Source organism: Thermotoga petrophila RKU-1 (assembly GCF_000016785.1).
Lineage (GTDB): Bacteria > Thermotogota > Thermotogae > Thermotogales > Thermotogaceae > Thermotoga > Thermotoga petrophila.
In genome coordinates, this window is sequence record NC_009486.1 from 1,073,030 (window position 1) to 1,087,007 (window position 13,978).

Sequence of the window (13,978 nt, forward strand, 5' to 3'; positions counted from 1 at the left end):
GTGGTGCTTATGAAAAAACTCATGATGAAAGGAAACGAAGCGATAGCAGAATCTGCGATAAGAGCGGGTTGTAGATTGTATTTTGCTTATCCAATCACTCCCCAGAGCGAGATAGCAGAATACATGGCGAGAAGACTTCCTGAAGTGGGAGGCGTTTTCCTTCAGACCGAAAGTGAAATAGCAACGGTCAACATGGTTTATGGAGCAGCTTGCACCGGAAAACGTGTTATGACATCTACATCTTCTCCTGGTTTCAGCCTGATGCAGGAGGGGATCTCATACATTGCAGGCGCAGAGCTTCCCTGCGTTTTTGTCAACGTGGTACGTGGAGGTCCTGGACTTGGAAACATCCAGCCTTCTCAGGGTGATTATTTTCAAGCGGTGAAAGGAGGAGGCCACGGGGATTACAGACTGATCGTTCTTGCACCATCAACACTTCAGGAAGCTGTAGATCTGACCCAGCTGGCTTTTGATCTCGCTGACAGATACAGAAATCCCGTTCTCATACTGGCGGATGGAATGATCGGCCAGATGATGGAACCCGTTGAGCTACCGGAGATGAGAGATTTGTCCACCCTTCCGGATCATTCGGATTGGGCGCTTCGAGGTGCCAGAAACAGAGAGCCACACAGAATAGCCGCTTTCAACATAGATCCTGTCGGTCTTGAGAAAATGAACAAGCGCTTACAGGAAAAGTACAGGCTGATAGAAGCGTCAGAGCAGCGATGGGAAGAGTACAGGGTGGACGGTGCAGAGTATCTGATGGTTGGCTACGGTACGATAGGAAGAATCCTCAAGAGCGTTGTGGACTCTCTGAGAGAAGAAGGAATACCGGCTGGCCTGTTCAGACCTGTGACACTCTGGCCTTTCCCGAAAAGAAGGCTCAAAGAACTGGCCAAAAAAGTGCAACTCATCTTCGTTGTGGAAATGAGTTCCGGACAGATGGTCGAAGACGTTCAGATTTCGGTAGAAGGGAAAGTGCCGGTACACTTCTACGGACGCATGGGAGGAGTTGTTCCAACACCCGAAGAAATACTGTCTGCCTTCAAGGAGGTGAGGAAATGGAAGTGATATTCAAAAGACCGAAAGCCTTGAGTGATAGAGAATTCACTTACTGTCCAGGATGCCACCATGGAATAATACACAGGCTGATAGCAGAAGTGATAGATGAGCTGGGCATTCAGGAAAAAACCATAATGGTTGCCCCCGTTGGATGCTCTGTTTTCGCTTACGAATTTTTCGATGTGGATGGGACAGTGGCTCCGCACGGTAGAGCACTCGCAGTAGCAACCGGTATAAAAAGAGCACTCCCGGACAGGATAGTCTTCACCTATCAGGGGGATGGAGATCTCGCGGCCATTGGAATTGCAGAGACAATCCACGCGGCGAACCGTGGAGAAAAGTTGACAACGATATTTGTCAACAACGCGGTGTACGGTATGACGGGTGGACAGATGGCACCCACCACCCTTTTGGGGCAGAAAACCACCACGACCCCATATGGCAGAACCGCAGCAAATGACGGATATCCTCTTCACGTTTCCGAAGCTTTGAGTACTATCGATGGAGTTGCTTACCTTGAACGTACAACGGTGAGTACCACAAAGGATATTCTGAACACAAAAAAAGCCATAAAGAAAGCTTTTCTCGCACAGATAAAGGGACTGGGATTCGGAATGGTGGAAGTGCTCAGCACCTGTCCCACAAACTGGGGGATGAGTCCAGTTGAAGCTCAGAACTGGCTTCTGGAGAACATGGTAAAGGAATTTCCACCGAAAGTTTTTGTTGACAAGGTGGGCGATTGATATGGCGTATCACGCGATAATAATAGCCGGTTTTGGCGGTCAGGGAATCATGCTCACAGGCCAAATAATTGCCGCAGCTGCCGTTATAGAAGGGAAAAACTCCACCTGGCTTCCTTCGTACGGTCCCGAAATGAGAGGAGGCACCGCCAACTGCACTGTGATCGTGGATGAAAAACCAATCACTTCCCCCGTTGTCGATCATCCCACGGAAGTAATAGCGATGAACTTTCCCTCCATGATGAAATTCGGAGCAAAACTCAGATCTGGTGGTTTGCTCTTGGTCAATTCTTCTGTTGTTGAACAGATCATAGAAAGGAACGATATAGAAACGATTGAAATACCAGCGAACGAAATAGCGGAAGAAGCAGGAAGCGTGAAAGCCGCAAACATGGTGATGCTCGGAGCCTTTCTGGAACTAACAAGAACAGTGAGCTTTGAAGCTGTAGAAGAAGTACTCAGAGAGAAACTTTCAAAAACCAAGGAAGATCTTCTCAAAATCGATCTGATCGCTATAAAAAGGGCAGGGAATTCATCGGTAGTTTGCACCACAAATCCTCTTGACAACCCGTGACTTTTCTGAGAAAATAGTATTCGGTTCAGGGGACGTGGTGCAGCCTGGTTAGCATGCCGGTCTGTCACACCGGTGGTCGCGGGTTCAAATCCCGTCGTCCCCGCCAGAAAGAAAAAAGGGGCTCAAAGCCCCTTTTTCTTTTTTATCTCTTCCCTGATTCTGAACAGCTCATCCCTCAAGGCCGCTGCGTCTTCGTACCTGAGCTCACTCGCAGCCCGATACATTTCCTCTTCGAGAACGGCCATGTACTCCTCCGGAGAGAGCGTTTTCTTCATCTCAAAGATGTTTTTCACAGTGTCTCCGTACCTCTCAGGCTCTTCTTTCACCATGAACTGTTCGAACACTTCTATCTCCAGAGGCTTTATCACAGAACGTGGAGTGATCCCGTGTTTTTTATTGTACTCGAGCTGAATTCTCCTTCTTCTGTTCGTTTCTTCGATAGCTCTCTTCATCGCGTTTGTTATCCTGTCGGCGTACATGATGACCTTCCCGTTGATGTTCCTTGCGGTTCTCCCTATGATCTGGATGAGCGTTGTTTCAGATCGAAGGAAGCCTTCCACGTCCGCGTCCATGATCGCTACCAGTGACACCTCGGGAAGATCGAGACCCTCCCTCAGAAGGTTCACACCAACGACCACGTCCACGTCTCCCCGCCTCAGTTTCTTCAAAACCTCAACCCTCTCTATGGCGTCCAGTTCGGAGTGAAGATAGAGCGATCTTATTCCAAGTTCCGTCAGATGTTCACTCAAAAGCTCTGCCGTTTTTTTGGTGAGCACCGTAACAAGGGCTCTTTCCCCTCTTTCTTTCACTTTCACGATCTCGTTCACAAGATCATCCACTTGCCCCGCGGTGGGACGTACCTCCACCTCTGGATCCACGAGTCCTGTGGGTCTAATGATCTGCTCGACGACCTGTTCAGAGATCGAGAGTTCGAAGTCTCCCGGCGTAGCGGAAACAAAGATGATCTGGCCTGTTTTTTTCAAAAATTCTTCGAAAGTCAGCGGTCTGTTGTCGTAAGCGGAAGGTAGACGAAAACCGTATTCAACCAGATTTTTCTTTCTGGATCTGTCTCCGTTGTACATGGCCCTGAGTTGAGGAACCGTGATGTGTGACTCGTCTATGAAAACGATGAAATCTTTATCGAAATAATCGAGAAGAGTGTACGGAGGCTCTCCCGGCTTTCTTCCATCGAAGTGCCTGGAGTAGTTCTCTATTCCAGGACAGTATCCCATGGTCTCCAGCAGCTCTATGTCGTTCAGAGTTCTCTGCTTCAAGCGTTCGTACTCGAGGATCTTTCCCTGTTTTTTGAGCTCTGAGAGTCTTTCGTTAAGCTCCTCCCTTATTGATTCGACGGCTCTTTTGAGTTTCTCCTCCGTTGTGATAAATTCAACGGCGGGATAGATGATGATCTTGTCAAGGTGCTCCAGTGTGGTGCGATTGAATCTGTCTATCAACGTTATCGAGTCCACTTCGTCTCCGAAGAATTCGATCCTGATCCCTTCATCCTGATACGTCGGGTAGATCTCCACCGTGTCTCCCTTCAGCCTGAAACATCCAGAAAGAGACACATCCTCCGTTCTCTGATAGCCTATCCTTGCCAGTCTTTCCGCGAGTTCCAGAACGTCTATTCTATCTCCAACAGCGAGATTTATGTTCATCCTATCGAAATCGTTCGGGTCTCCCGTGGCGTAAATACACGAAACACTCGCAACTACCACCACATCGCGACGAGTTCTCACAGATTTCAACGTGGACATTCTCATTCGCACGATCACATCGTTGATGTCAGCGTTCTTCTCTATGTAAAGATCTTTTGTTGGAATGTAGGCCTCCGGTTGATAGTAATCGTAGTAACTTATGAAGAACTCCACTCGATTTTCCGGGAAGAACGCTTTGAACTCCTGATAAAGCTGGGCGGCGAGCGTCTTGTTCGGTGAGATCACAAGGGCGGGTCTGTTCACGCGCGCTATCACGTTGGCCATGGTGAAAGTCTTTCCGCTCCCCGTAACACCGAGGAGCGTTTGAAATCTCATTCCTCTGTTCAAACCTTCCACAAGTTTCTCTATAGCCTGCGGCTGGTCACCTGTTGGCTCAAATTCACTCACCAGCTTGAACACAATTTTTTCCTCCTAGAAAACTTTTTAACATATCTATAATGGTAGAATCTCAATAGATGTGAATACTTCTTGCCACTATTATGACCCATTTGCGGGAGGTGAGGTTTAACGATGGAAAGGTTTCCCTATGAAAAGCTTCCAGAAAGCGAACTCAAAGAGTTGAAAGAACTCGGAAGGCTCTGCCGTGGCGACATACTGAAAATGACCTACATAGCTGACTCAGGCCATCCTGGAGGCTCCATGTCTTCGATCGATCTTTATCTTACCGTCTTCAAGTACGCAAAACTCAGACCCGTCGATGATCCCGCAAGAGACAGAATCGTGATCAGCCACGGTCACACTTCTCCGGGGGTTTACGCAGCTATGGCTCGTTTAGGATTTGTCGAGCTCGATGAAGTCCTCACGGGATTCAGGCACCACGCTTCCGTTTTTGAAGGACACGTGACCCGAGGTGTTGGGATCATCGACTGGACAACCGGAAACCTCGGTCAGGGTCTTTCAGCCGGACTCGGTTTTGCCCTCGCATCCAGGTTCACAGGAAAAGATTACCACGTCTTTGTTCTCATGAGTGACGCAGAACAGGCAAAAGGACAGGTGGCGGAGGCAAGAAGAGTGGCGAAAAAGTACGGTGTCACGAATCTCACGGTGATCATCGACTACAACGACGCCCAGATCAGCGGCCGTGCCAGAGACGTCATGCCCGTGAACATAAAGGAAAACTACTTAGCGGACGGCTGGAGGGTCATCGAGATCGACGGACACGACTACGAACAGATCTATCTCGCACTGAAAGAAGCGGTAGAAGACGAACTGAATCCCGTTGCCATACTCGCTAAAACGGTCATGGGAAAAGGCGTATCCTTCATGGAAAACGAGGTTAAATACCATGGAAAGCCCCTGAACAGAGAAGAACTCGAAAAGGCCCTCGCTGAACTCGGCATCGAAAACGATGTGGATGTGTACATCGAAAAAAGAAAACAACTTCCAATGGAAAAGCACAAGAAAGTTTACAAGACTTACCCGATCAAGATCGACACGGGAGAGCCCATCACCTACACCTCACCGACCGACAACAGAGGTGCGTTCGGAAAAGCCCTTCTGGATCTGGTGAAGAAGAACGCGAACAATCCAGAAGCCACTCCCATCGTCGCTGTGGACTGCGACCTGAAGGGATCGGTCAAACTCGATCTGCTCGACAAAGAGTTCCCTGAGAGACTCTTGGAAGTGGGTGTTCAAGAACACAACGCCGCCGCTATGGCTGGGGCACTCTCCGCAGAGGGTGTTATCACGTTCTTCGCTGATTTTGGTGTTTTTGGAATTTCTGAAACCTACAACCAGCACAGGTTGAACGCCATCAATGGAACGAACCTCAAAGTCGTTGTCACACACTGTGGACTCAACGTGGGAGAGGACGGAAAGACTCACCACGGAATCGACTACGTTTCCGGGCCGATGAACTGGTACGGTTTCAAAGTGATCGTCCCCGGTGATCCCAACCAAACAGACAGAGCTGTGAGGTACGCCGCGAAGGAGTACGGAAACTTTGTGATCGCCATGGGAAGGTCGAAGCTTCCCATCATCCTCGATGAAAACGGGAAACCTTTCTTCGGAGAGGGTTACACCTTCGAATACGGAAAGATCGATGTCGTTAGAAACGGAGACGACGCGGTGATAATAACTTACGGTTCCACACTCTGTGAAGCCGTAAGCGCTGCAGACGAACTCAAGAAAGAAGGAGTAAACGTAGCAGTTCTGAACGTCTCCTGTCCGGTGGATCTCGATATAGAGACCTTGAAGATGGTCGATGGAAAACCCGTTCTCGTTGTGGAAGATCACAACGTTTTCACCGGGCTTGGAAGTTACCTCGGAACCACCCTTCTTGAAAACGGCATCATCCCGAAGAAGTACGTGAGAGTAGGTGTTCCAGAGTTCGCTGTGTCCGGCAGTTACGAAATGCTCTACAAATTATATGGTCTGGATAAGGAAGGAATAATTTCCAGACTCAGAGAAATGCTCTGAAAAAATCGATTATGATAAAATTCTACGAGGGGAGAAAATCCCCTCGTAGATTTTGTTGTAAGGAGGTGTTCACATGATAGAAGTGGGTGACCTGAAAAAGGGTATGTTCATCATCTACGATGGAGAAATATACAGAGTCCTCGAGGCGAGCAAACACTTCATGGGAAGAGGGAGCGGACTCATCAGGACAAAACTCAAGAACGTGAAAACAGGACTCGTAAGGGAAGTGAACTTTCCAAGCGGTGATAAGGTACCGGAAGCAGAACTCTCTTTCAGAAAAGCCCAGTATCTTTACAGAGACGGAGATCACTATTATTTCATGACACTTGATGACTACGAGCAGTACGCTCTCAGTGAAGAGGAAATAGGCGATGCAAAATACTACCTGGTCGAAAACATGGAAGTGGACCTTGTATTTCACGAAGGAACACCCATAGGAATCGAGCTTCCAACCACCGTTGAACTGACAGTGGTAGAGACAGAACCTTCCTTCAAAGGTGATACTGTTTCCGGGGGAGGAAAACCAGCAGTCCTCGAAACTGGACTGAAGATCACTGTACCTTACTTTATCGAAGTTGGTGATAAAATAAAAGTTGATACGAGAACAGGGGAGTACGTTGGAAGAGCATAAAAAGGGGGGATCCTCATGGCGGAAGAATACAAGAACATCGAAATATCCGACGGAGTGATAAAAGAAATCGCAATCAGAAGCATCGAAGAGTTTTTGGGGGATGTGAGTTCAAAGGTTATCAAGAAGATCAGGAAGAGCCTCGATGTTACCAGAAACCCCGATGACAGCCTTGTGATCGAGTTCAAAATCGATGTACCCTACGGTGAGTCGATTCCGGAATACGTTTCCAAACTCACCGAAAAAGTCAAACACGACGTCGAAATGATGACATCCATGAAAGTGGAATCCATCAACGTCACGGTGGAGAACGTCTTTGAGAAAGAAGAGGAGCTGGAAGAAGAACCAGAAGAAATCAAGGAGGATGAAGAAAAGAAAGAATAAATCTGGAAAGGAGATCCAGACATGAAAACACCGAGGCGAAGAATGAGGCTTGCTGTCTTCAAAGCCCTGTTTCAGCATGAATTCAGAAGAGACGAAGATCTTGAACAAATTCTCGAGGAAATTCTGGATGAAACCTACGATAAAAAGGCAAAGGAAGATGCCAGGCGCTACATAAGAGGTATAAAAGAAAACCTTCCCATGATAGACAATCTCATTTCCCGATACCTAGAAAAGTGGTCTTTAAACCGACTATCAGCTGTGGACAGAAACGTTCTGAGACTCGCCACTTATGAACTGCTCTTCGAAAAGGACATCCCCATAGAAGCGACCATCGATGAAGCCATAGAAATAGCCAAGAGATACGGCACGGAGAACAGTGGAAAATTCGTCAACGGAATACTGGACAGAATCGCCAAAGAACACGCTCCAAAAGAAAAATTCGAACTTTGAAGGTGATAATTTTGAAACCGATCAAAGAGATCGCCGATCAGTTGGGATTGAAAGACGACGTTCTCTATCCTTACGGCCACTACATAGCGAAGATAGACCACAGATTCTTGAAAAGCCTTGAAAATCGTGAAGATGGGAAACTGATCCTCGTAACGGCAGTTACTCCTACCCCTGCAGGTGAAGGAAAAACTACCACCAGCATAGGACTTTCCATGTCTCTGAACAGAATCGGTAAGAAATCGATAGTTACTCTGAGAGAGCCTTCCCTCGGCCCCACCCTTGGATTGAAAGGCGGTGCAACAGGAGGTGGCAGGTCGAGGGTTCTTCCTTCTGATGAGATAAACCTTCATTTCACCGGAGACATGCACGCCGTGGCCTCCGCCCACAATCTGCTGGCGGCCGTTCTGGATTCGCACATAAAACACGGCAACGAGCTCAAGATAGACATAACAAGAGTATTTTGGAAGCGAACCATGGACATGAACGACCGTGCTTTGAGAAGCATAGTGATCGGTCTTGGAGGCTCAGCGAACGGATTTCCAAGAGAAGACAGTTTCATCATCACGGCCGCTTCCGAAGTGATGGCCGTTCTTGCTCTGTCCGAGAACATGAAGGACCTGAAAGAAAGACTTGGAAAAATAATCGTAGCGCTCAACACTGACAGGAAAATCGTCAGGGTCTCTGATCTTGGAATTCAGGGGGCCATGGCCGTTCTTTTGAAAGATGCCATAAATCCCAACCTTGTTCAGACAACCGAAGGAACTCCAGCGCTCATACACTGCGGACCTTTCGCCAACATCGCGCACGGCACCAATTCCATCATAGCGACGAAGATGGCCATGAAGCTCTCCGAATACACGGTCACGGAAGCGGGTTTTGGAGCAGACCTCGGTGCCGAAAAATTCATCGACTTTGTTTCCCGTGTCGGTGGTTTTTATCCGAACGCGGCCGTTCTTGTGGCCACAGTACGAGCACTGAAATACCACGGTGGTGCGGACCTCAAAAACATACACGAGGAAAACCTGGAAGCCCTCAAAGAAGGATTCAAAAATCTCAGGGTACACTTGGAAAACCTGAGGAAATTCAATCTACCCGTCGTGGTAGCGCTGAACAGGTTCATCACGGACACAGAAAAGGAAATAGCCTACGTGGTGAAAGAGTGCGAAAAACTCGGTGTGAGGGTAGCAGTCAGTGAGGTTTTTGAAAAGGGCAGCGAAGGTGGTGTCGAACTCGCAAAAGCCGTGACAGAAGCTGTGAAGGACGTAAAACCGGTTTATCTCTACGAAATGAACGATCCTGTGGAAAAGAAGATAGAGATTCTCGCAAAGGAGATCTACAGAGCGGGAAGAGTGGAGTTTTCCGATACTGCAAAAAATGCCCTCAAATTCATTAAAAAACACGGTTTTGATGAGCTTCCCGTGATCGTTGCCAAAACTCCAAAGTCCATTTCCCACGATCCGTCTCTCAGAGGTGCACCCGAAGGATACACGTTCGTTGTCAGCGACCTCTTCGTTTCCGCCGGGGCAGGCTTTGTCGTTGCGCTTTCAGGAGACATAAATCTGATGCCCGGTCTTCCAGAAAGGCCGAACGCCCTGAACATGGACGTAGACGACAGCGGTAACATAGTAGGTGTTTCGTGAAGGAGGTCACACCGTGTGGATCGACTGTAGGACAATAGCTCGAAGTATAGAGGAAAGAACGAAAGAGAGAGTAGAAAAGCTCGGTTTCACTCCCAAACTGGTCAGCGTTGCGTGTACAGATGATCCATCGACTCTTTCTTATTTAAAGTCTCAGAGGAAAAAAGCTGAGAAACTCGGAATAGCCTTTGAAATACTGAACGTTTCTCCAGAGGAGATAGTTTCCACGCTGAAAAAACTCGGATCGGATGAAAGTGTGAATGGGGTTTTCGTTGCAAGGCCTTTTCCTCCAAGTTTTGACGAGAAAGAAATCCTTTCCTCAGTTCCCGTTGAAAAAGATGTTGAAGGTGTGAATCCTGCAAACCTCGGACTTCTTCTTTACGACGAAGAGATCTTTCCTCCATGCACGGCCGAAGCCGCTGTGAGAATACTCGAAAGAGAGACAAACCTTTCTGGGAAAAGAGTCACCGTTGTTGGAAGGAGTGTCACCGTTGGAAAGCCTCTCGCTTTGATGCTCTTGAAGAAGGGAAGGGACGCAACCGTCACGGTTTGTCACTCCAGAACGGTGAACCTCGAAGAGATAACAAAAAACAGTGACATCGTGGTGGTAGCCGTCGGTAGAGCACACTTTCTGAAGAAGAACATGGTAAAAGAAGGAGCTATCGTGATAGACGTGGGGATAAATTACGTGGACGGAAAACTCCAGGGAGATGTCGATCCATCGGTTGAAGAAATCGCCAGAGTGACTCCCGTTCCAGGGGGTGTGGGACAGGTAACAACCGCACTCCTGTTCGAACACGTTGTGAGAGCGGCGGAGAGACAAAGGAAATGAAAGATTACACTTATTCTGTCACAGAGATAAACGAGTACATAAAAGACCTGATAGAAGGAGATCCTTATCTCACCAACGTGAGCGTTTACGGTGAGATTTCCGGTGTGCGCCCCAGGAAGGGGCATATTTTTTTCTCTTTAGTCGAGGAAAACGCCAGGCTGGAGTGTGTAATATTTGGTGGAGACAACATGGGAATTCGTCTTCAAGAAGGTAGAATGGCTCTTGTCGAGGGAAGTGTCAGTGTCTACATTCCTCATGGAACCTACAGATTCATCTGCTCGAACGTGAGATATCTGGATCGAGTTGGTATGTATCAGATAAAATTCGAAACCACACTGAAAAAACTCCTCGAAGAAGGTCTCCTTTCCAGACCAAAGAAAACCGTTCCCAGATTTCCCAGGAAAATCGGCATCATCACCTCTCGAGACTCCGCCGCCCTGCAGGATGTGATAAGAACTGCCAGAGAAAGAAAGGCCCCAATCGAAATTTACGTCTTCCACACCTCCGTTCAGGGTGATTCTGCAAGAGAGGAGCTCATAAAAGCCCTGCGAAAAGCAAACGAATACGATCTCGATCTCGTTATGATCGTGAGAGGCGGTGGTTCCAAGGAGGACCTCTGGGTCTTCAACGAAGAGGATGTGATTCGTGAGATCCTCAAGCTTCGACATCCCGTTGTAACGGGGATAGGACACGAAATAGACCGTGTGATAGCGGACTTCGTGGCAGATGTATCGATGCACACCCCAACGGGTGCCGCCGAGTATGTGATACCGGATGCGAGTGAAATACACGAAGACCTTGATTCATTCCTCGAAAAGTTGATAGCTTCCCTGTCGAACAGATTCGATATGGAAGAGAGAAGATTGGAGACTCTTTATTTTCGCCTCAGAATGATCGGACGAAGAAAACTCGAGCTAAACGAATTTAAAATAGAAAGGGTCAAAGAATTGGCCGCAAAGTTGAGAAAGAAACTCATGGATTGTTTTGAACAAGATCAAGAGAAACTCGAAAGTCTCGGCAGAATGCTCGAAAGTTTGAACCCGTTGAGACCTCTCGAAAGAGGGTTCGTCCTGGTGAAAAAAGAAGGAGAGATCGTCAAAGAATCTTCCGATCTGAAACGAGGAGATGTAGTGTCGCTTGTTTTCAAGGATGGAACGAAGAAAGCGCAGGTGATAGGGTGAATTTCGAGGAAATGATGAAAGAACTGGAGGAAATCGTAAACAGACTGGAAAACGAGGATCTTCCACTCGAAGAATCCATCAAACTCTTTGAACGCGGAGTGGAGCTCTACAGAAAGTGCAAAGAGATTCTTCAGCAAAACAGGCTGAAGATCATAGACGTGATGAAAGAGCTGGAAGGTGAGATAGATGCTTCTGGACGAGATCAAGAGAATGAGCTACGATGAGCTGAAAAGACTGGCAGAAGACATCCGAAAGAAGATCACAGAAGTTGTCTTGAAGAACGGGGGACACCTCGCATCGAATCTCGGAACAATAGAATTGACCCTCGCCCTCTACAGGGTCTTCGACCCGAGGGAAGATGCTATTATCTGGGACACTGGCCACCAGGCTTACACACACAAAATTCTCACCGGTCGCGATGAACTGTTTCACACGATAAGAACCTTCGGCGGTCTCAGTGGTTTTGTGACGAGAAGAGAATCTCCACTCGACTGGTTTGGAACGGGCCACGCCGGAACCTCCATAGCCGCGGGCCTTGGTTTCGAAAAAGCATTCGAGCTGCTCGGAGAGAAAAGGCACGTTGTGGTCGTCATCGGTGATGGTGCACTCACCTCCGGCATGGCACTCGAGGCACTGAACCAGCTGAAGAATATCAACTCGAAGATGAAGATCATACTGAACGACAACGGCATGTCCATCTCGCCAAACGTAGGTGGGCTCGCCTATCACCTCTCAAAATTGAGAACCAGTCCAATCTACCTGAAAGGAAAAAAAGTCCTGAAGGAAGTTCTCGAAAAAACAGAGATCGGGTTCGAAGTCGAAGAAGAAATGAAGTATCTGAGAGACAGTCTCAAAGGAATGATACAGGGAACCAACTTCTTTGAATCCCTCGGATTGAAATACTTCGGCCCCTTTGACGGCCACAACATAGAGCTACTGGAAAAAGTTTTCAAAAGAATCAGAGACTACGATTATCCATCGGTTATTCACGTGGTGACTAAAAAAGGGAAAGGATTCACCGCCGCAGAAGAAGATCCCACAAAGTATCACAGCGCTCCGCCATCTGAAAAACCGAAAATGCTCTCTTACAGTGAACTCCTGGGATATACCCTTTCAAGAATAGCGAGAGAAGATAAAAAAATTGTCGCCATAACGGCTGCGATGGCTGATGGAACGGGGCTTTCCATCTTCCAGAAAGAACATCCCGATCGCTTCTTCGATCTCGGAATAACGGAGCAGACGTGCGTAACTTTTGGAGCCGCTCTCGGTCTTCATGGAATGAAACCTGTGGTCGCCATATACTCCACTTTCTTGCAGAGAGCGTACGATCAAATCGTTCACGATGTGGCTCTACAGAACGCTCCCGTTCTCTTTGCAATCGACAAATCCGGAGTGGTGGGAGAAGACGGCCCCACACACCATGGTCTGTTCGACATAAATTATCTGCTTCCTGTTCCAAACATGAAAATCATTTCTCCGTCCTCTCCTGAGGAGTTCGTGAGTTCACTCTACACCATTCTAAAGAACCTCGATGGGCCTGTTGCCATTCGATACCCCAAGGAATCCTTCTACGGTGAAGTCGAATCCATTCTGGAGAACATGAAAAAGATAGACCTTGGCTGGAAGATATTGAGGAGGGGGAAAGAAGCTGCAATAATAGCGACCGGAACCATTCTGAACGAAGTTTTGAAAATACCACTGGACGTGACCGTGGTGAACGCCCTCACGGTGAAACCGCTGGACACAGCTGTCCTGAAAGAAATCGCCAGGGATCACGATATCATTATCACCGTTGAAGAGGCTATGAGAATCGGTGGTTTTGGATCCTTTGTTGCTCAGAGACTTCAAGAAATGGGATGGCAGGGAAAGATCGTTAATGTGGGTGTCGAAGATCTTTTTGTTCCTCATGGGGGAAGAAAGGAGCTTCTCAGCACGCTGGGGCTGGATTCGGAGGGACTCACAAAAACTGTGCTAACATATATTAAGGCCAGAAGTAGGGAGGGGAAAGTATGAGGATCATGTTGGAAAACGGGGAGCTCGAAATCACACTCAACGCATTGAAAAAAATCGTGTACTTTGCGACTCTGGAGAGCTATGGAACGGTAGGACTTGGAGATTCCCGATCCTTCTTCGAACGAATCTTCGGAGGGGACAGAGGCATCAAAATCGAGGAACTGGAAGATTCTTCTCTAAACGTTGATGTGTACATCGAAGTGGAATACGGAGTGAACATCAGGGAAGTCGCCAAAAACATAGCAGACAACGTAGCTCACAAATTGAAAACCCTCGCAGGGTGTGAAAAACTGAACATAACAGTCCATGTAGTAGGCATCAGGTAAAACGGGGGTAGAGAC

At 47.8% G+C, this 13,978-nt stretch carries 14 protein-coding genes and 1 tRNA gene; 14 read left to right on the forward strand and 1 reads right to left on the reverse strand.

The features are described from left to right. The first annotated feature begins 9 nt into the window (after positions 1-9). From TPET_RS05320 to TPET_RS05335, 4 genes are all read left to right on the forward strand, one after another. The gene (locus TPET_RS05320) at positions 10-1,071 is read left to right on the forward strand and encodes a 3-methyl-2-oxobutanoate dehydrogenase subunit VorB (protein WP_011943593.1); all 1,062 of its coding nucleotides are present in this window, start codon (positions 10-12) and stop codon (positions 1,069-1,071) included. Then, the gene (locus tag TPET_RS05325; protein WP_011943594.1) at positions 1,062-1,805 is read left to right on the forward strand and encodes a thiamine pyrophosphate-dependent enzyme; all 744 of its coding nucleotides are present in this window, start codon (positions 1,062-1,064) and stop codon (positions 1,803-1,805) included. Before TPET_RS05320 ends, TPET_RS05325 begins: the two co-directional genes overlap by 10 nt. Before the next feature lies 1 nt (position 1,806). Further along, positions 1,807-2,376 carry a 2-oxoacid:acceptor oxidoreductase family protein gene (locus TPET_RS05330; protein ID WP_011943595.1) on the forward strand — a complete coding sequence of 190 codons (570 nt, stop codon included), beginning with the start codon at positions 1,807-1,809 and terminating at the stop codon, positions 2,374-2,376. Positions 2,377-2,404: 28 nt separating this feature from the next. Next, positions 2,405-2,482 (forward strand) — tRNA-Asp (locus TPET_RS05335). A 16-nt stretch (positions 2,483-2,498) separates the two neighbouring features. On the opposite strand, the gene uvrB is transcribed toward TPET_RS05335, so the two are convergent. Next, positions 2,499-4,493 (reverse strand): excinuclease ABC subunit UvrB, encoded by a 1,995-nt coding sequence (gene uvrB / locus TPET_RS05340; RefSeq protein WP_011943596.1) that lies wholly within the window; start codon positions 4,491-4,493, stop codon positions 2,499-2,501. Positions 4,494-4,604: 111 nt separating this feature from the next. Between uvrB and TPET_RS05345 the strand changes: the two genes are divergently transcribed. From TPET_RS05345 to TPET_RS05390, 10 genes are all read left to right on the forward strand, one after another. Continuing rightward, positions 4,605-6,512: a transketolase gene (locus TPET_RS05345; RefSeq protein WP_011943597.1), complete on the forward strand. Its 1,908-nt coding sequence runs from the start codon at positions 4,605-4,607 to the stop codon at positions 6,510-6,512. A 73-nt stretch (positions 6,513-6,585) separates the two neighbouring features. After that, positions 6,586-7,143 (forward strand): elongation factor P, encoded by a 558-nt coding sequence (efp, locus tag TPET_RS05350; protein ID WP_011943598.1) that lies wholly within the window; start codon positions 6,586-6,588, stop codon positions 7,141-7,143. Positions 7,144-7,158: 15 nt separating this feature from the next. Next, positions 7,159-7,524 (forward strand): Asp23/Gls24 family envelope stress response protein, encoded by a 366-nt coding sequence (locus TPET_RS05355; RefSeq protein ID WP_011943599.1) that lies wholly within the window; start codon positions 7,159-7,161, stop codon positions 7,522-7,524. A 21-nt stretch (positions 7,525-7,545) separates the two neighbouring features. Next, positions 7,546-7,974, forward strand: a complete 429-nt coding sequence (gene nusB / locus TPET_RS05360) for a transcription antitermination factor NusB (RefSeq protein ID WP_011943600.1) — start codon at positions 7,546-7,548, stop codon at positions 7,972-7,974. 11 nt (positions 7,975-7,985) lie between these two features. Next, the gene (locus TPET_RS05365; RefSeq protein WP_011943601.1) at positions 7,986-9,614 is read left to right on the forward strand and encodes a formate--tetrahydrofolate ligase; all 1,629 of its coding nucleotides are present in this window, start codon (positions 7,986-7,988) and stop codon (positions 9,612-9,614) included. Positions 9,615-9,627: 13 nt separating this feature from the next. Then, entirely contained in the window at positions 9,628-10,443 is an 816-nt protein-coding gene (locus TPET_RS05370) for a bifunctional 5,10-methylenetetrahydrofolate dehydrogenase/5,10-methenyltetrahydrofolate cyclohydrolase (RefSeq protein WP_011943602.1), read from the forward strand. Then, positions 10,440-11,624: an exodeoxyribonuclease VII large subunit gene (gene xseA, locus TPET_RS05375; protein WP_011943603.1), complete on the forward strand. Its 1,185-nt coding sequence runs from the start codon at positions 10,440-10,442 to the stop codon at positions 11,622-11,624. The genes TPET_RS05370 and xseA overlap by 4 nt, the downstream gene beginning before the upstream one ends. After that, a complete protein-coding gene (locus TPET_RS05380) occupies positions 11,621-11,848 on the forward strand; it encodes an exodeoxyribonuclease VII small subunit (RefSeq protein WP_008194462.1) in 228 nt (75 codons plus the stop codon). Before xseA ends, TPET_RS05380 begins: the two co-directional genes overlap by 4 nt. Beyond that, positions 11,811-13,637, forward strand: coding sequence for a 1-deoxy-D-xylulose-5-phosphate synthase (dxs, locus tag TPET_RS05385; protein WP_011943604.1), 1,827 nt, complete (start codon positions 11,811-11,813; stop codon positions 13,635-13,637). Before TPET_RS05380 ends, dxs begins: the two co-directional genes overlap by 38 nt. Continuing rightward, a complete protein-coding gene (locus tag TPET_RS05390) occupies positions 13,634-13,963 on the forward strand; it encodes an Asp23/Gls24 family envelope stress response protein (RefSeq protein WP_004082317.1) in 330 nt (109 codons plus the stop codon). The genes dxs and TPET_RS05390 overlap by 4 nt, the downstream gene beginning before the upstream one ends. Positions 13,964-13,978: the final 15 nt, after the last annotated feature.